The organism is Streptomyces sp. NBC_01257, assembly GCF_035917255.1.
Classification (GTDB): domain Bacteria; phylum Actinomycetota; class Actinomycetes; order Streptomycetales; family Streptomycetaceae; genus Streptomyces.
This window is the reverse complement of sequence record NZ_CP108472.1, coordinates 5,590,375-5,606,289: the sequence shown is the minus strand read 5'-3', so window position 1 is coordinate 5,606,289 and position 15,915 is coordinate 5,590,375. Positions and strand designations below refer to the sequence as shown.

The 15,915-nt window shown below is 72.5% G+C and carries 17 protein-coding genes; 7 read left to right on the top strand and 10 right to left on the bottom strand.

The genetic code is table 11. The annotated features are described in order from the left end of the window. Window positions 1-13: 13 nt before the first annotated feature. Together OG408_RS24410 and OG408_RS24405 are read right to left on the bottom strand one after the other, a co-directional pair. The gene (locus tag OG408_RS24410) at window positions 14-223 is read right to left on the bottom strand and encodes a DUF397 domain-containing protein (protein WP_326671945.1); all 210 of its coding nucleotides are present in this window, start codon (window positions 221-223) and stop codon (window positions 14-16) included. Then, entirely contained in the window at window positions 220-1,056 is an 837-nt protein-coding gene (locus OG408_RS24405) for a helix-turn-helix domain-containing protein (protein WP_326671943.1), read from the bottom strand. The genes OG408_RS24410 and OG408_RS24405 overlap by 4 nt, the downstream gene beginning before the upstream one ends. Before the next feature lie 106 nt (window positions 1,057-1,162). Here OG408_RS24405 and OG408_RS24400 point away from each other — a divergent pair, with 106 nt between their 5' ends. The 3 genes from OG408_RS24400 to OG408_RS24390 are packed head-to-tail and all read left to right on the top strand — an operon-like array spanning window position 1,163 to window position 1,799. Beyond that, window positions 1,163-1,402: a hypothetical protein gene (locus OG408_RS24400; RefSeq protein ID WP_326671941.1), complete on the top strand. Its 240-nt coding sequence runs from the start codon at window positions 1,163-1,165 to the stop codon at window positions 1,400-1,402. Further along, window positions 1,399-1,575 carry a hypothetical protein gene (locus tag OG408_RS24395; protein ID WP_326671939.1) on the top strand — a complete coding sequence of 59 codons (177 nt, stop codon included), beginning with the start codon at window positions 1,399-1,401 and terminating at the stop codon, window positions 1,573-1,575. The genes OG408_RS24400 and OG408_RS24395 overlap by 4 nt, the downstream gene beginning before the upstream one ends. Further along, the gene (locus OG408_RS24390) at window positions 1,572-1,799 is read left to right on the top strand and encodes a hypothetical protein (RefSeq protein ID WP_285564811.1); all 228 of its coding nucleotides are present in this window, start codon (window positions 1,572-1,574) and stop codon (window positions 1,797-1,799) included. The genes OG408_RS24395 and OG408_RS24390 overlap by 4 nt, the downstream gene beginning before the upstream one ends. 419 nt (window positions 1,800-2,218) lie before the next feature. Here the strand turns inward: OG408_RS24390 and pdxR are convergent, their stop codons facing one another. Then, window positions 2,219-3,622 (bottom strand): MocR-like pyridoxine biosynthesis transcription factor PdxR, encoded by a 1,404-nt coding sequence (gene pdxR, locus OG408_RS24385; protein ID WP_266781858.1) that lies wholly within the window; start codon window positions 3,620-3,622, stop codon window positions 2,219-2,221. A gap of 47 nt (window positions 3,623-3,669) precedes the next feature. Between pdxR and OG408_RS24380 the strand changes: the two genes are divergently transcribed. Then, a complete protein-coding gene (locus OG408_RS24380; RefSeq protein ID WP_285564813.1) occupies window positions 3,670-4,179 on the top strand; it encodes a carboxymuconolactone decarboxylase family protein in 510 nt (169 codons plus the stop codon). 41 nt (window positions 4,180-4,220) lie between these two features. Then, on the top strand, window positions 4,221-4,949 hold the full coding sequence (locus OG408_RS24375) for an isocitrate lyase/PEP mutase family protein (RefSeq protein ID WP_285564814.1): 729 nt from the start codon (window positions 4,221-4,223) through the stop codon (window positions 4,947-4,949). Window positions 4,950-5,079: 130 nt separating this feature from the next. On the opposite strand, the gene OG408_RS24370 is transcribed toward OG408_RS24375, so the two are convergent. The 4 genes from OG408_RS24370 to OG408_RS24355 all read right to left on the bottom strand — a co-directional run bounded on the left by OG408_RS24370 (window position 5,080) and on the right by OG408_RS24355 (window position 9,503). Beyond that, window positions 5,080-6,069, bottom strand: a complete 990-nt coding sequence (locus OG408_RS24370; protein WP_266781852.1) for a malate dehydrogenase — start codon at window positions 6,067-6,069, stop codon at window positions 5,080-5,082. A 204-nt stretch (window positions 6,070-6,273) separates the two neighbouring features. Further along, entirely contained in the window at window positions 6,274-7,389 is a 1,116-nt protein-coding gene (locus OG408_RS24365; RefSeq protein WP_285564815.1) for a helix-turn-helix domain-containing protein, read from the bottom strand. 579 nt (window positions 7,390-7,968) lie between these two features. Continuing rightward, window positions 7,969-8,604 (bottom strand): DUF3017 domain-containing protein, encoded by a 636-nt coding sequence (locus OG408_RS24360; protein ID WP_326671934.1) that lies wholly within the window; start codon window positions 8,602-8,604, stop codon window positions 7,969-7,971. A gap of 29 nt (window positions 8,605-8,633) precedes the next feature. Then, a complete protein-coding gene (locus OG408_RS24355; protein ID WP_266781846.1) occupies window positions 8,634-9,503 on the bottom strand; it encodes a bifunctional methylenetetrahydrofolate dehydrogenase/methenyltetrahydrofolate cyclohydrolase in 870 nt (289 codons plus the stop codon). Window positions 9,504-9,732: 229 nt separating this feature from the next. On the opposite strand from OG408_RS24355, the gene OG408_RS24350 reads away from it, so the two are divergent. Continuing rightward, the gene (locus OG408_RS24350; protein WP_266781844.1) at window positions 9,733-10,503 is read left to right on the top strand and encodes an RDD family protein; all 771 of its coding nucleotides are present in this window, start codon (window positions 9,733-9,735) and stop codon (window positions 10,501-10,503) included. A 127-nt stretch (window positions 10,504-10,630) separates the two neighbouring features. On the opposite strand, the gene purH is transcribed toward OG408_RS24350, so the two are convergent. Next, window positions 10,631-12,184: a bifunctional phosphoribosylaminoimidazolecarboxamide formyltransferase/IMP cyclohydrolase gene (gene purH, locus OG408_RS24345; RefSeq protein ID WP_266781842.1), complete on the bottom strand. Its 1,554-nt coding sequence runs from the start codon at window positions 12,182-12,184 to the stop codon at window positions 10,631-10,633. Next, window positions 12,171-12,827, bottom strand: a complete 657-nt coding sequence (gene purN, locus OG408_RS24340) for a phosphoribosylglycinamide formyltransferase (RefSeq protein WP_266781840.1) — start codon at window positions 12,825-12,827, stop codon at window positions 12,171-12,173. Before purN ends, purH begins: the two co-directional genes overlap by 14 nt. Before the next feature lie 378 nt (window positions 12,828-13,205). On the opposite strand from purN, the gene OG408_RS24335 reads away from it, so the two are divergent. Next, window positions 13,206-14,192: a hypothetical protein gene (locus OG408_RS24335; RefSeq protein WP_326671928.1), complete on the top strand. Its 987-nt coding sequence runs from the start codon at window positions 13,206-13,208 to the stop codon at window positions 14,190-14,192. Here OG408_RS24335 and OG408_RS24330 read toward each other — a convergent pair. Continuing rightward, on the bottom strand, window positions 14,182-15,828 hold the full coding sequence (locus OG408_RS24330; RefSeq protein ID WP_326674589.1) for a cell division protein PerM: 1,647 nt from the start codon (window positions 15,826-15,828) through the stop codon (window positions 14,182-14,184). The two genes, OG408_RS24335 and OG408_RS24330, sit on opposite strands and share 11 nt — an antisense overlap. Between the last annotated feature and the right edge of the window lie 87 nt (window positions 15,829-15,915).

Sequence of the window (15,915 nt, the reverse complement as noted above, 5' to 3'; positions counted from 1 at the left end):
TTCTCATGCGCCCTCAGGCAGCGTCGAACTCGCCACCCTTGACGCCTGCCACGAAGCAGGCGAACGAGGCGGCGGGGATGCTCAGGACCGGGCCGGCCGGGACCTTGGAGTCACGGACCGGGATGACGCCGTGCACGGCGACGAGGTTCGTGGCGACCTCGATGCAGTCGCCGCCGTTGTTGCTGTACGAGGACTTGAACCAGCGGGGGGATTCGGTCGTCACGGGATGCCCTTTCGCAACTCACTGATCATGGCCACGGATGCCGCTTGTGACATCGCTTCGCCCTGTAGTTGATGGTAGGCCGTCAACATGGGCACCACAGACGCGCTTTCCCGGTCCAAGTGTCCCTGAGCCTGAGACTCCGCGTAACAGAGCACGGACCGATCCGACAGCGTCAGCAGATTGACGGGCAGGTCAAACGTGCGGCGCTCGCCAATCTCGTACGGTGCCACCTGGAGCAGCGTGTTCGGCAGTCCGGCGAACTCGACGAGACGCGCTAACTGAGCGCCCATCACGGCAGCCCCGCCAATGGGCCGACGGATGCAGCTCTCGTCCAGGGTGACGAACACCATGGGGGGACGGGGCCGCACCAGCGCTGCTTGCCGCTCTGCCAAGAACGAGACGCGTTCCTCGGCCTGTTCGGGAGTGATGGCACCTCGCCGCACAGCGCTGTCCGCCAACACCCTTGCGTACTCCGGCGTCTGCAACAGCCCCGGAATGATCCCAATGTTGTAGAGCCGGATCTCCACGGCCCGGCTCTCATGGCCGACGTACTGCGGGAAGCCCTCCAGAAGCGATCCGTGTCGGATCTCGCGCCACTGGCGCTCGAACGTGTCAGCGGTTTCTCCAGTGTCGAAAACGCGATCCGCACTGCGCGAAAAGCGGAGAGTTGGCATCTTGCGACCAACTTCCACGGCCGAGATGTGCGTGCCGGAGTACCCCATCCGTTCGCCCAGCTCTTCCTGTTTCCACGCGCGAGCCTCACGTGAACGGCGGATACGCGCCCCGAAGGCAGCTTGCGGGCTGCTCTCGGGGTCCAACTCCTTGCGGTTCAAGGGTGCATCACCAGTCTTTCGTTCATGACTGACACGTTGAACAGCTCCCGACTCTAGGCCACGCTGAACGCCCTTGGTAGTGAAATGACTACAGAGAGGTGCGGTCATGCGTGAGCAGAACCGCGTCCAACTCCCGCCCGCCGGAACGCTCATGGTGGATGGCGGCCATGGCGACCGCGTCGGGGAGTTCCGAGGCGTCGCCGGTCCGTACTGGTCGCTGCGGCCCATCGGTGGGGGGCCCGAGTGGGAAGCCGACCCCGCGTGCGTCCGGCCCGCCACCCGTGACGAGCGGCTCGGCGCCCGTACCGCGTACGAGAACGCCAGGAGCCGGGGGGAAGTGGCATGACCGCCCACAGCGCCGGCACCGCCGGGTGCCGGGTCTGCCAGGAGTTCGAGCTGGCCGTATCCGTGGCCCGGAGCGAGAAGGACGAGAGCAGGGCGACCGACTGCCGGGTGCTGCACAGGCGGCACCTGGACGCCGAACACGCGGCGCACGGGGAGCAAGGAGAGCAGTCGTGAAGCGCGTCTCCGGCGGGGCGAGCGAGCCGCCCCCGGCATGGCATCGCGTCGGCCCGGACCCGGAGTCCCGCGCCCGGTTCCTCGCCGCGCTGGACCTCGCGATCGAGCGGCGCGTCAGCGAGTGCGCGGCCGAGGCGGCCGGGCTTGAGGCGCTCGCGGCCGCCGTCGAAGCGGTGGCCGCGGCGTTGAAGGGTGTGGACGGTCCCCGGGGGCGTGCCACGTGACCGGTACGGGCTACGCGGCCGAGATCACCGTGACCGACGGGCAGCGTGCCGTGTCGCTGGGCGAGGTCGTGGTGCGCAATCGCCGGCTCGCCCTCCGGTGGCTGCGGCGGGAGGCGTTTCGGCTCGCGGAGGGGACCGGCGCTCCGTCCGGCTCGGGGCATCTTGGGCGGCCCGACGTGCGGTCGGCCGTCCTGAGGAGCCGCACCGTGCTGGACGGGCTGTGGGACTGGGCCGAGGACCACGCGCAGCAGGACGAGGCGATGGGGCGGCTGGAATCCGGGTGCCCCGACGCGTTCACCGTGGTCGATCCCGTCGCGGGGCTGCTGGTGACGCTCGCCGTGCGGCGCGTCCGGTCGAGTCCGGTTGCCGCCTCGGAGCGGGCACCGATGGCGCCGGTCGGCGCCCCCGCGCACCTCGTCTCAGGGCAGCACTCGTACGAGCGCGTCCAGCGTGCCCGCCCAGGCGCTGTCGGTCGGGGTTCCGTAGCCGATGACCAGTGCCTCGCGTCGCGCTTCGGCGTCCGGGTGCCGGAAGGCGGACAGGCCCTGCACCGCGAGCCCCTGCCAGGCCGCCGAGCGGACCACCTCGGCCTCGCTGCCCTCCGGGAGTTCGAGCACGGCGTGCAGCCCGGCGGCGATTCCGGTGACGCGGAGAGAGGGGGCCCGCTCCGCCAGTGCCGCGACGAGCTGGTCGCGGCGGTTGCGGTAGCGCAGGCGCATGGAGCGCACATGACGGTCGTACGCGCCGGAGGCGATGAACTCCGCCAGTGTCAGCTGGTCCAGCGCGCTCGACGCCCAGTCGCTCCAGCCCTTGGCGGCGGTCACCTCGCCCACCAGTGACCGCGGCACCACCATCCACCCCATCCGCAGGCCCGGTGCCAGGGACTTGCTGGCCGTGCCCAGGTACACGACGCGTTCGGGGTCGAGGCCCTGGAGGGCGCCGACCGGCTGACGGTCGTAGCGGAACTCGCCGTCGTAGTCGTCCTCCAGGATCAGCCCGCCGGTGCTCCGCGCCCAGTCGACCGCGGCGGCCCGCCGGTCCGGATGGAGCGGCACCCCGGTCGGGAACTGGTGGGCGGGCGTCAGCAGCACCGCGCCCGCGCTCCCCTTCCCGCCCAGTTCGCCGGTCCTGGAGCCGAGTTCGTCGAGCGGCAGGCAGGGGATGCGCAGCCCGGCGTCGGTGAGCAGGCCCGCGTGCTGGGGCAGTCCGTACGACTCGACCGCCACCTCCCGCACGCGGCGCTCCCGCAGCACCTTCCCCATCATCCTCAGCGCGTGGACGAAGCCTGCGCAGACCACGATGCGGTCGGGGTCCGCGTACACCCCGCGGGCCCGTGCCAGGTAGTCGGCGAGTACGGTACGCAGCTCGATGCGGCCCCGCGGATCGCCGTAGCCGAAGGCGTCGTTGGGCGCGCGGGTGAGGGCGCGGCGGGCCGCCTTCAGCCATTCGGCGCGGGGGAACGTCGCCAGGTCGGGCGAGCCGGGCATCAGGCTGTAGGCGGGGCTGGGGCGGGGCGGGCGGGAGCGCGGCGTCCTGGTGGCGGACGCGCGCGGCTCGGCCCGCTGCGCCACCCGGGTGCCGGAGCCCTGCCGGGCGGTGAGCCAGCCCTCGGCGACCAGTTCCGCGTAGGCGTCGGCGACCGTGTTGCGGGCGATGCCGAGGTCGGCCGCGAGCGTGCGCGACGACGGCAGCCGGGTCCCGGGTGCCAGCCGCCCCGTCCTCGCCGCCTCGCGCAGGGCCTCCATGAGCCCGGCCCGCAGACCGGTTGCGCCGGTCGGGTCGATGTGCAGGTCGGCGCCGAAAGTGGCCCAGGGATCCGTCATGGAAATGGACCATACCGGTACGCCACTCACCGCGTAGCGTCGTATGCATGACCACGAACACGCACCACCACGCGACCTCCGACCTCGTCCCCGAGCACACCCCCCGCATGCAGTGGGCCGAGCACGCCCCCGACGTCTACAAGGCGATGGCCCGTCTGGAGGCCGCGTCCCGCAAGGGGCTGGACCCGGTCGTGGCCGAACTGGTCAAGATCCGGTCCTCGCAGCTCAACCACTGCGCGTTCTGCCTCGACATGCACACCAAGGACGCCCTCGCCGCGGGCGAGTCCATCGAGCGGATCGTGCAGCTCAGCGCGTGGGAGGAGTCGCAGCACTTCTACACGCCGAAGGAGATCGCGGCGATCGAGCTCACCGAGGCGGTGACCGTCCTGACCGACGGATTCGTGCCGGACGAGGTGTACGCGAAGGCCGCGAAGCACTTCGACGAGACGGAGCTCGCCCACCTCATCGCCGCGATCATCACGATCAACGCCTGGAACCGGTTCGCCGTGTCCACCCGGATGGTCCCCGGCCACTACACGCCGGGCGACCACAGCTGACCGGCACACCCCCCGCCCCTCCCCCGTCTGGAGCCCCCGCGATGACCGCGTCCGAACTGCGCGCCCTGCACCGGGACCGCACCCCGGGTGACCCGTTGGTCCTGCCCGGCCCCTGGGACGCCGCGAGCGCCCGCGTCTTCGCGGACGCGGGGTTCCCGGCCCTGGCCACACCGAGCGCGGGCGTCGCCGCCTCGCTCGGGTACGAGGACGGGGAGACGCCCGCCGACGAGATGTTCGCGGCGGTGGCGCGCATCGCCCGTGCGGTCCCCGTCCCCGTGTCGGCGGACATCGAGGCGGGGTACGGGCTGGCGCCGCGGGAACTGGTGGAGCGGCTGCTCGCCACCGGGGCGGTCGGCTGCAACCTGGAGGACTCGGCGGACGGCGTCCTGATGGAACCGGAGCGGCAGGCGGACCGGCTGGCGGAGGTGCGCTCGGTCGCCGGGGACGCGCTCTTCGTCAACGCGCGCGTCGACACCTACGTCCGCGGCGTCCCGGCCGGTACGGACCAGGAGGCGGAGACCGTGCGCCGCGCGCGGCTGTACGTGGCCGCCGGCGCGGACTGCGTCTACCCGATCGGCGCCCCGGCCGAGTCGCTCCCCCGGCTGGCCGCCGCGGTGACCGTACCGCTCAACGCGCTCTCCCGGCCGGACGGTCCGGGCCCGCGCCGGCTCGGGGAGCTGGGCGCCGCCCGGATCACCTTCGGCCCCGGCCTCCAGCGCCGGGCCATGGCCGCCGTCCGCGGGTTCGCGGACGAGCTGCGCAAGGCCTGAGCCCGCGCCCGGCCCGTACGCACGCACCCGCTCGGAGAACGCGAACGCCCCCGACCGCAGCACTCGGCTGCGGTCGGGGGCGTCCGGCGTGACCGCCATGCCCGCGAACGGGCGGTGGACGGCCGGTGGATCAGATCAGGCCGAGCTCGCGGACCGCGTCGCGCTCCTCGGTGAGCTCCTTCACCGACGCGTCGATGCGCGCACGGGAGAACTCGTTGATGTCCAGGCCCTGGACGATCTTGTACGTGCCGTTCTCCGTGGTGACCGGGAACGACGAGATGATGCCCTCGGGGACGCCGTAGGAGCCGTCCGACGGGATGCCCATCGAGGTCCAGTCGCCCGCGGCGGTGCCGTTGACCCAGGTGTGCACGTGGTCGATCGCGGCGTTCGCGGCCGAGGCGGCGGAGGACGCGCCACGGGCCTCGATGATCGCGGCGCCGCGCTTGGCGACGGTCGGGATGAAGGTGTCGGCCAGCCAGGCCTCGTCGTTGACGAGCTCGGCGGCGTTCTTGCCGGCGATCTCCGCGTGGAAGATGTCCGGGTACTGGGTGGCCGAGTGGTTGCCCCAGATCGTCAGCTTCTTGATGTCGGAGACGGCGGCACCGGTCTTGGCGGCCAGCTGCGAGATCGCGCGGTTGTGGTCGAGGCGGGTCATCGCGGTGAAGCGCTCGGCCGGTACGTCCGGGGCGGCGGCCTGCGCGATGAGCGCGTTGGTGTTGGCCGGGTTGCCGACGACGAGGACCTTGATGTCGTCCGCGGCGTTGTCGTTGATCGCCTTGCCCTGCGGCTTGAAGATGCCGCCGTTGGCGGAGAGCAGGTCGCCGCGCTCCATGCCCTTGGTGCGCGGGCGGGCGCCGACGAGCAGGGCGACGTTGGCACCGGCGAAGCCGACGTTGGCGTCGTCGGTGATCTCGATGTTGCGCAGCAGCGGGAAGGCGCAGTCGTCGAGCTCCATCGCGGTGCCCTCGGCGGCCTTCAGCCCCTGCGGGATCTCCAGGAGACGCAGGTTGACCGGCACGTCCGGGCCGAGCAGGTGGCCGGAGGCGATGCGGAAGAGCAGCGCGTAGCCGATCTGGCCGGCTGCGCCGGTCACGGTGACATTCACGGGAGTGCGGGTCATGGCGATCTCCGTTAGACAGCTGGCGGTGGGGGCTCCTGGCCCCTGGTGCTGGACATCCCTGAATCTTGATGTGAAGAGATATCCGTCGGTCAGGCTATCCGACCCGGAACCCGGCGGCCGCCCGCCCCCCTGTGGCACCGCACACAACCGGTCACTCCCCGCGCACCCGGCCCCGGGTGCGGGCCCGCGTCCGCACCCGTGCCCTCAGCCGGCCTGTTCGGCCGTGCATCCCTGCGTACCGGAGGCGAGCGTGGCGCACGCCTGGACGTCGGCGGTCCGCTTCACCGCGACCATCGGCGTGTACGCCTCCGCGGCCGCGCCGACCGTGCCGTTCTGCCCGGCCGCCGTGCCGGCGGTGATCTCCACGGTGTCGCCGGCCGCGGCCTTCGTTATCCGCGCCCAGGCCGCCGCGCAGGTCTTGCTGTAGCGCACCTCTATGACGCTGCCGCCGACGGTGGCGCTGGAGAGCGTGCGGGCGTACTCGCCGCCGCAGCCCATGTCCTCGGGGTCCTGCCCCACGCAGTCGGCGCCGCTGCACTTCACGCCGGCGGGAAGCCTGGGCGCGCTGGTCGTCGGTGTCGGCGAGGGCGTGGGCCCTGCCGCGTCGCCCTTGGTGTCGCCGCCCGAATTCATCAGCAGGACGACGCCGGTGACGACGAGCAGGACGCCCACGACGGCCGCCGCGATCACGGCCGGTTTGCGGTTGCCCCCGGCCCCGCCCTTGCCGCCGTCGCGAGGTGCGGGCGGCGGCTGATGGCCGCCGATGCCCGCGGCGAAGGCCACGGCGGGCGGCAGTCCGTGGCCCGGGGCGGCGTCCGGCCCGGCGTGCGACTGCGGCTGCTGCGGCATCCGCGGCAGGGATCCGCGCTGGACCGGTACGGACGGTGTACGGCCCTCGCCCGGCGCCTGGTCCGCCACCGCTCCCCCCGCCGTGCCGACGGCGCCCGAGGGACGGCTCCGGCCGTGGCCCCGCGGGGTCCCGGTCTCACCGAGCGCGGCCCGCGCCTGGGTGATCCGGATGGCCTCCATCGTCATGTCGTGGCGCATCTCGGCCCGGCTCCAGGCCCGTTCCGCGAGCTCCCACATGGTGTTGAGATGGGACTGGTTGGTGCCGGTCACCTCGGCGAGCGCGACGATCGCACCGCGGGGCGCGAGCAGCCGGCCGTTCAGATACCGCTCCCACGACGTCTTGCTGTAGCCCGTGCGGTCGGCGACTGCGGCGATGCTCAGGCCGCTGCGGTCGACGAGTCTGCGCAGCTGGCCGGCGAACTCTCGGATCTGCGGGTCGAGCTCGTCCGGCAGTGCCTTCCAACGAGGCATTACTTCCCCCTACAACCACTACGACTACGACTACGACGTGACGCGCTGCTTGTGCACGCGTGTTTCCCGCTCGCTCCAGTCAGCCCGCGCTGCCCCAGGACGCGTCCGACGCGCCGCGCATGCTCCTGCCCCCTGTCCGGACCGGTGGTCTTCCGTTCCGGACTACCCAGGTAGATGCGCAAACGCAGACTGACAGTTCCTGGAGAGAGAGCGCACGGTGGCATTCAGGCGTCCGAGCGCACGTTCGCGCGCCCCCACCCGTGGCTGCCGGGCCAGTCTGCCATCGTTGCCCGTTGATCACACCGTGGCGGAATGGTCACTTCCGTGCCACAGGCCACAGTCATCCCTTGTACCGGGGAACGCCGTCCACAAGGCTGGACTCAGGACGGGGCAAGGCCGCTCAAGTCGCCGCTTACCGGAGCTTTTCGGAGCTCTTCGGGGCTTTTCGGCTCCGGTGCGCCCCGCCCTCGGTGTCCGTCCCTTCTCGGGGGAGGGGACGGACACCACCCGGCGGACCGGTGCCAGTGACCCGGATCGGCGGATCGGCGGATCGGCGGATCGGCGGATCGGCGGATCGGGTCAGCGGATCGTGAAGTGGACCGCGTCCTCCAGGAACGGGATGTCGAGCCACGGTTGGGGCTGCGCCATGAGCGACAGCATCACGATGAGGACGCCCAGCAGTCCGTACGTCACCAGGTCGGTGAAGCGGGAACGGACCGCGAGCATGCCCACCGAGGGGACCACGAGGCGCAGGACCGCACCTCCGATGAGGGCCACCCCGATCAGGATCGTGCCGATCCGGAACGCCTCGGCGAACGGATCGGTGGCCACGATCAGCAGTCCGGCCCCGGCCGTGCAGAGCACGGAGATCAGCGGCCACTGACGGGCGGGCGCCGGGGCGTCCCCGGCCGCCGCCCGGCCGCCGCCCTCGGGACGCGCGGTGTCCCGGGTGAACGACGGGAAGCGCCGCGACCGGCGTGCCGTGGACGGCGTGCCGTGGACGGGCGCCGGGTGGCTGCCGGTGCGGCCGTCCGGACCTTCGGCGGAGCCGTCGGCCGGCGCCTCGGCCGTACTCCCGTCCGCATTGCCGCCCGTAGCGCCTTCCGTACCACCGGCCGGGGCGTCGACCGCGGCGTCAGCCGCTTCCTCGCCCTGCTCGGCGGCCGGCCCGGTCGCCGGGGCGGCCCGGTCGGCCGGACTCGTACCAGCACCCATGGGGTTCCTTCCGGATCGGATCAGCCGGGTCAGACGGCGTCGGCCGCGTCGGCGTCGCGCTCGGCCGCCTCGACCACGTTGACGAGCAGCTGGGCGCGGGTCATCGGACCGACACCGCCCGGGTTCGGCGAGATCCAGGCGGCGACCTCGGCCACGCCCGGGTGGACGTCACCGACGATCTTGCCGTTCTCGTCGCGGCTGACGCCGACGTCGAGCACGGCCGCGCCCGGCTTCACGTCCTCGGGCTTGATGATGTGCGGCACACCCGCGGCGGCGACGATGATGTCGGCCTGGCGGAGGTGGGAGGAGAGGTCACGGGTACCGGTGTGGCACTGCGTCACCGTGGCGTTCTCGGACTTGCGGGTCAGCAGCAGCGGGATCGACCGGCCGATGGTGACACCGCGTCCGACGACCACGACGTGCGCACCGTTGATCTCGACCCCGTGGTGGCGGAGGAGCTCCACGACGCCCTGCGGGGTGCAGGGCAGCGGGCCCGTCTCGTTCAGCACGAGCCGGCCCAGGCTCATCGGGTGCAGTCCGTCGGCGTCCTTGGCCGGTTCCATGAGCTCCAGGACCCGGTTGGTGTCGATCCCCTTGGGCAGGGGCAGCTGCACGATGTAACCCGTGCACGCCGGGTCGGCGTTGAGCTCGCGGACGACGTCCTCGATCTCCTCCTGGGTGGCGGTGTCGGGGAGTTCGCGCTGGATGGAGCCGATGCCGACCTGCGCGCAGTCCTTGTGCTTGCCGTTCACGTACCACCTGCTGCCCGGGTCGTCCCCGACCAGCAGGGTTCCCAGGCCGGGGGTGATGCCCCGGGCCTTGAGGGCCGCCACGCGGACGGTGAGATCGGACTTGATCGCGGCTGCGGTGGCCTTGCCATCGAGAATCTGGGCAGTCATGTCCCCATACTCGCGGATGACCCCGCCCGCGGACCAATTGCAGGTGCCGGCCGTGGACACAAGGTTGCACTTGGACAACTTCTTGGGCAGCGGCTGGACAAACTTACGTCCCGCTTATAACGATGAAGGCCGCAGTGCCGCAGAAGTACCCGGGGGGCGGACCGCTGATGTTTTCTTTCCTCCGCGCGGCCGCATTCGTCCCCGTACGTCCGTTGGAGGAACGCCCCAGATGAGCTTCGGCGACCCGAACCCGAACAACCCCTACGGGCAGCAGCCCGGTCAGCCGCCCCAGGGCCAGCCCGGCTACGGCTACCCGCAGCAGGCCCCGCAGGGAGTACCGCCGCAGGGTCAGCCGGGTTACGGCTACCCGCAGCAGCCCGGCGTGCCCCCGCAGGGCCAGCCCGGCTACGGCTACCCGCCCCAGCAGCCGGGCGGCACCCTCCAGGCCAACAACGGCTACATCAACGTCCCGGGCCTCGGCACCGTCGAACTCGCCACGATGGGGCGCCGCCTGGGCGCGCGTGCGCTGGACGGCGTCGCGTACGGCATCCTCTACGCGATCTTCTCGGCGATCGGCATCGCGGGCCTCGTGGGCGCCTCGAAGACCGTCGACGACTGCAGCTCCCACGAGTACGGCACCGCCGCGTACAACCAGTGCGTGAACGACGCGGCCTCGGCCAGCGTCGGCATCGTCGCCGGCTTCTTCGGCTTCATCGCCCTGTTCGCACTGATCGCGCTGCTCTACGAGTGGCTGATGGTCTCCATCTGGGGCGCCACGCTCGGCAAGATGGTCCTGAACGTCAAGGTCGTCAAGGAGAACACCGGCCAGGCCCCCGGTCTGGGTGCGGGCTTCATCCGCTGGATCATCCCGATGGTCGGATCGCTCTTCTGCGGTCTCGGCGCGCTGCTGGTCTACCTCTCGCCCTTCTTCGACAACTCGGGCAAGCTCCAGGGCTGGCACGACCGCGCCGGCAGCACGATCGTCGTCAAGACGAAGTGAACCCGCTGACGGTGTAACCACCCTCACCGCCCGGTACGGCAAAGGCCGCCGGTCCCCCGCTCGTTGCGGGGGACCGGCGGCCTTCTGTCTTCGGGTCGGCAGGCCTTCGGGGCAGCCCGCCTCCGGGTCAGTGGAAGAAGTGGCGCGTGCCGGTGAAGTACATCGTCACGCCCGCCTTCTTCGCGGCCTCGACCACCAGCTCGTCACGGACCGAACCGCCCGGCTGGGCCACGGCCTTGATGCCGGCCGCGGTCAGGATCTCCAGCCCGTCGGGGAAGGGGAAGAAGGCGTCGGAGGCCGCGTACGCGCCCCGCGCCCGCTCCTCGCCCGCGCGCTCGACCGCGAGCTTCGCGGAGTCGACGCGGTTGACCTGGCCCATGCCGACGCCGACCGATGCGCCGTCCTTGGCGAGCAGGATCGCGTTGGACTTGACCGCGCGGCACGCCTTCCACGCGAAGGAGAGCTCCCGCAGCTCGTCGGCGGAGAGCGCCTCGCCCGCGGCCAGCGTCCAGTTGGCCGGGTCGTCGCCGTCGGCCTGGAGGCGGTCGGTGACCTGGAGCAGCGCACCGCCGTCGATGGGCTTGACCTCGACCGCGGCGGACGGGGCCTCGGGGCAGCGCAGCACGCGGATGTTCTTCTTGCGGGTGAGGACCTCGACCGCGCCGTCCTCGTACGCCGGGGCGACGATGACCTCGGTGAAGATCTCGGCGACCTGCTCGGCCATGGTGACGGTCACCGGACGGTTGACGGCGATGACGCCGCCGTACGCCGACAGCGGGTCACAGGCGTGGGCGTTGCGGTGCGCCTCGGCGATGTCGTCGGCGATCGCGATCCCGCACGGGTTGGCGTGCTTGATGATCGCGACGCACGGCTCGGCGTGGTCGTACGCGGCCCGGCGCGCGGCGTCGGTGTCCGTGTAGTTGTTGTACGACATCTCCTTGCCGTGCAGCTGCTCCGCCTCGGCGAGGCCGCCCTCGCCCGAGGTGTAGAGCGCGGCGGGCTGGTGCGGGTTCTCGCCGTAGCGCAGGACGTTCTTGCGCTCGTACGTCGCACCGGCGAAGTCGGGGAAGCCCGAGTCGTCCGCGGCGGCGTAGTCGGCGGCGAACCAGGAGGCGACGGCCACGTCGTACGCGGCGGTGTGCTGGAAGGCCTCGGCGGCGAGCCGCTTGCGGGCGGTCAGGTCGAAACCGCCCGCCTCGACGGCGGCCAGGACGTCGGCGTACCGCTCGGGGCTGGTGACGACGGCGACCGACGGGTGGTTCTTGGCGGCGGCGCGGACCATCGAAGGGCCGCCGATGTCGATCTGCTCGACGCACTCGTCGTCCGAGGCGCCGGAGGCGACGGTCGCCTTGAACGGGTAGAGGTTGACGACCACCAGGTCGAACGGCTCCACACCGAGCTCGGCGAGCTGCTCGCGGTGGGCGTCCAGGCGGAGGTCGGCCAGGATGCCGGCGTGGACGCGCGGGTGCAGCGTCTTGACGCGGCCGTCGAGGCACTCGGGGAAGCCGGTGAGCTCCTCGACCTTGGTGACCGGCACTCCGGCGGCCGCGATCTTCCCGGCGGTGGAGCCGGTGGAGACCAGCTCGACACCCGCCTCGTGCAGACCGCGCGCGAGGTCTTCGAGCCCCGTCTTGTCGTAGACACTGACCAGGGCGCGGCGGATGGGCTTATTCACCGACATGACCGAGATGAACCTTTCGTCCCTCAATGCGATAGCCGTCACGGGCGAGCCGCCCCACGGCCTCGACGAGCAGCTTGCGCTCGACTTCCTTGATGCGTTCATGGAGGGCCGCTTCGCCCTCCGGGGTGTCCTCTTCGGTCACCTCGACCACGCCCTGCGCGATGATCGGACCGGTGTCGACGCCGTCGTCGACGAAGTGGACGGTGCACCCGGTGACCTTCACGCCGTACGCGAGCGCGTCGCGCACACCGTGGGCACCGGGAAAGCTGGGAAGCAGGGCGGGGTGGGTGTTGATGAACCGGCCGCCGAACCCGGCGAGGAACTCCTTGCCCACGATCTTCATGAATCCCGCGGAGACCACGAGGTCCGGGCGGTGCTCGGCGGTGGCCGCGGCGAGCGCCGCGTCCCACTCCTCGCGGGTCGCGTGATCCCTGACCCGGCACACGAAGGTGGGAAGCCCGGCACGCTCGGCCCGTTCCAGACCGGCGATGCCGTCACGGTCCGCACCGACCGCGACGATCCGGGCGCCGTACCCCTCCGGATCGTCACCGATGACGTCGAGCAGGGCTTGGAGGTTCGTACCGGAACCGGAGACCAGGACGACCAGGCGGGCCGGTCCGGCGGAGGAGAGCGGGGAGGCCACGGCTGGGCCCTTTCTCGCGTGTGGAGCAGTTCGAAGCGGCCGCACCACCCGCCGCGTTGCGGGAGCAGCGGCACGGCGGCCATGCTGTTTGTACGGTCGTACGAATGAATCACGCCCCCCGATACGGGGAACTCTACGAACGAGCCGACCGTCAGCAACGATACCGGCACCTCGGGAAGCCCTTGTCTGACGGGGGTGAGGGACCGGTGACCACAGGGGTCCCCGCAGGGGTCCGCGGGGGCGGGGCCGCCGGATGACAGCTGTCGGCCACCGCGCCTGTACTCCCCGCTTTCGGCCCCTCCGCGCCGGAGGGTAGCGTCAGGGGACAGCGCACCGTCCGCCGGGCGGACATGACGAGATGGGGAAGACGTTCACCACATGCCGGACCGACGCCGCACCGCCTTCCGCCACCCGCTGCCCGAGCGGGCCTCACTGCTGATGCGGGAGCGCCAGTCCCCCACGCCGGGCTCCTCTTCGTCCTCCTCCAGCCCCTCTTCCTCCGGCCCCTCTTCTTCCTCCTCCACGCCGTCCGGGGCATCCGGACCGGGGGACGACAACCCCTTCGCCCCGCCGCCCGAGGACCGTCCCGACCAGCCGTGGCAGCCGCGCCACCCGGTCAACGGCGGTACGAACGGGAACGGGAACGGCGAGGGCAACGGCGGCTCCGGGGACGCGCCCGAGGGCGACCCCTCCGACGACCGCCCCGTCTGGGGCAGCCAGTGGAGCAGCCACCAGCCGGGGCGCCAGAACGGCACCTTCGGCGGACGGCCCACCGGTCCGGGCGGGCCGAACGGCCAGGGCGGCCAGGAGAAGCCCCCCGGCGGCATGCGCTGGGACCCCACCGACCCGGTCCAGCGCCGCGCGCGCTACTCGCTGCTCTCCGGCATGTGGGCCTTCTTCTTCGCCATCTTCGACTTCCCGGAGATCGCCCTCCTGCTCGGCGCACTCGCCACCTACTGGTCGATCAGCGCGCTGCGGGCCAAGCCGAAGGAGCCGTCGGCGACCGGCGGGACCACCGGTCCGGCCGGACCGGCCGCGACTCCCGGCACGCCCGCCGTCGGCCAGGGGCCGGGCACCGCGCCCGGTACGCCGTACGGGCCGGCCCAGGCCCCGGGATCCGCGGCAGCGGGCCCGCCGGCGAACAACTACCTGCAGCGCGGCAGCCGGCAGCAGACGACGGCCGCGGTCAGCGGTCTGGTGACGGCCCTGATCGCCCTGTCGATCGTCGCGACGACGTTCACCGTGCAGCTGGTCTACCGGGACTACTACACCTGCGTGAACGACGCCCTCACCAAGTCGGGGCAGATCGCCTGCAACGACCTGCTGCCGAAGCCGCTGGAACCCTTCTTCGGCGTCAAGAAGTAGCGTCCGGCGGACCGGCCCCCGCGGGCCGGTCCGCCGGGGCGTCGCCCGCTGACACGTCAGGCGGTGACGCCTCGTCCGTCTCCGCGTCGGCCGGCTTCGTCTCCGCCGGCTTCGCGTCTGCCACCTTCCTGTCCGCCGGCTTCGTGTCCGCCGGCTTCGCGTCTGCCGCCTTGATGCCGGCCGCCTTCGCGTGCCAGGGGTCGGTGGGCAGGAAGTCGTACGGTTCGAACTCGTCGTCCCCGCTCCCGTCCCCGTCCCCAGGGCGGGGGCCCGTCGGTGCCGCGCCCCGGCCGGCGGAGGGGCGGGGCACGGGCACGGAAGGCCCCTCCGCCCCGGCGCCCTCCGGCGCCTCGGCCGTCTCCCGCTCGGCTGCCGTACCCCCGCGCAGCCGCCAGGCCCGCAGCAGCAGCGCCATCGGAACGGCGAGCGCCGCCGTCCACGCCAGGGCCGCCGCTCCCGTCAGCCACCACACCGGGCCGAACTCCGCCAGTGTCCGGGTCCCGAGCGGGCCACCGGCCGCCGCCGCCAGCAGCGCGGCGCCGATCCCGCAGCCGACCGCTCCCAGCCCGGTGGTGAGCGCCGTCTCCCGCAGGGTCCACGCCTCCTCGCGCTCGCCGTGCGCGGGCGCCGCCCTCCGTACGGTGAACCAGGCGACCGTCAGGGCGGCCGCGACCGGCACCGCGGCGGTAGCCCAGTTCAGGGGCGTCCCGGACCCCTGGGCCGGCAGCGCGGCCAGCAGGGGGAAGTTCGGCAGCGCCGGGCGCCCCGAGAAGGCGAGCGGTCCGGCCGTGGAAGCCGTCCCGAGCGCGAATCCGGGGCCGAGCCCGTACGCCGCACCCCACACCGCGGCGTTCGGCACCAGCGCCAGCGCCAGCAGGAGCACCGCGAACCGCCCGGCCCAGTCGCCGGACAGCCGCAGGAAGGACTCCTGGACCGGCTCCGCGTGCCACACCAGCGCCGCCGCGGTCACCAGCGCACCCCCGCCGAACAGGACCGCCACGCCGGCCGTCGCGGACCGGCCCACCGCCTCCGCGCGCCGGGCGAACCGGGTGCGGGCCATCGCCTCGTGCAACCGCACCGGCGCCCAGGAGGGCGGCGGCCCGAGCGGGCGCCCCGACGCCGTCCACACCCCGGCCGCCGCCGCAGCCGCCACCACGAGGGCCGACGGGAACAGCAGGGACAGTGGGCGCGCGGACAGCGAGGCGCCCCGCGCGTAGAGCGCCACAGCCGTCCCGACCAGCAGGTATCCCGCGGTCACCAGGGCGAACGCACCCCCGGCCGAGGGCGCGCGCTGCCCCTCGTCGGGCTCCAGCACGTCCCTGGCCGCCCGGTGCACCAGCCAGACCGGCAGGACGGTGAGCAGCAGGGGCACGACGCCGACCGGGGCCGGGGTCCCGGTCAGGGTGTCGGTCCTGATCAGTTCGGCGCCGTGCGCGAGCAGCCAGAGTCCGGCCGCCGCGTGGAAGGCCGCGCCGGGGCCGCTGTCGGGGGCCGGGGAGCAGATCCACAGCACCACCACGAGCACGGCGACGGAGCCCAGTCCGAGCCCCGCCGCGAGCGCCCCGCGCAGGAGCGCCCGGGCCGACGCGGCGGACCGCCCCCGCTCTGCCGACAACAACGGGCCGCGTTCGGTCATTTGGGTCACACCGCAATGCTCCCAACGACACGCGCTTATTCCGTGTAACGGGCGAACGGCCGTTGTGTCGCCCAATATACGGTTATG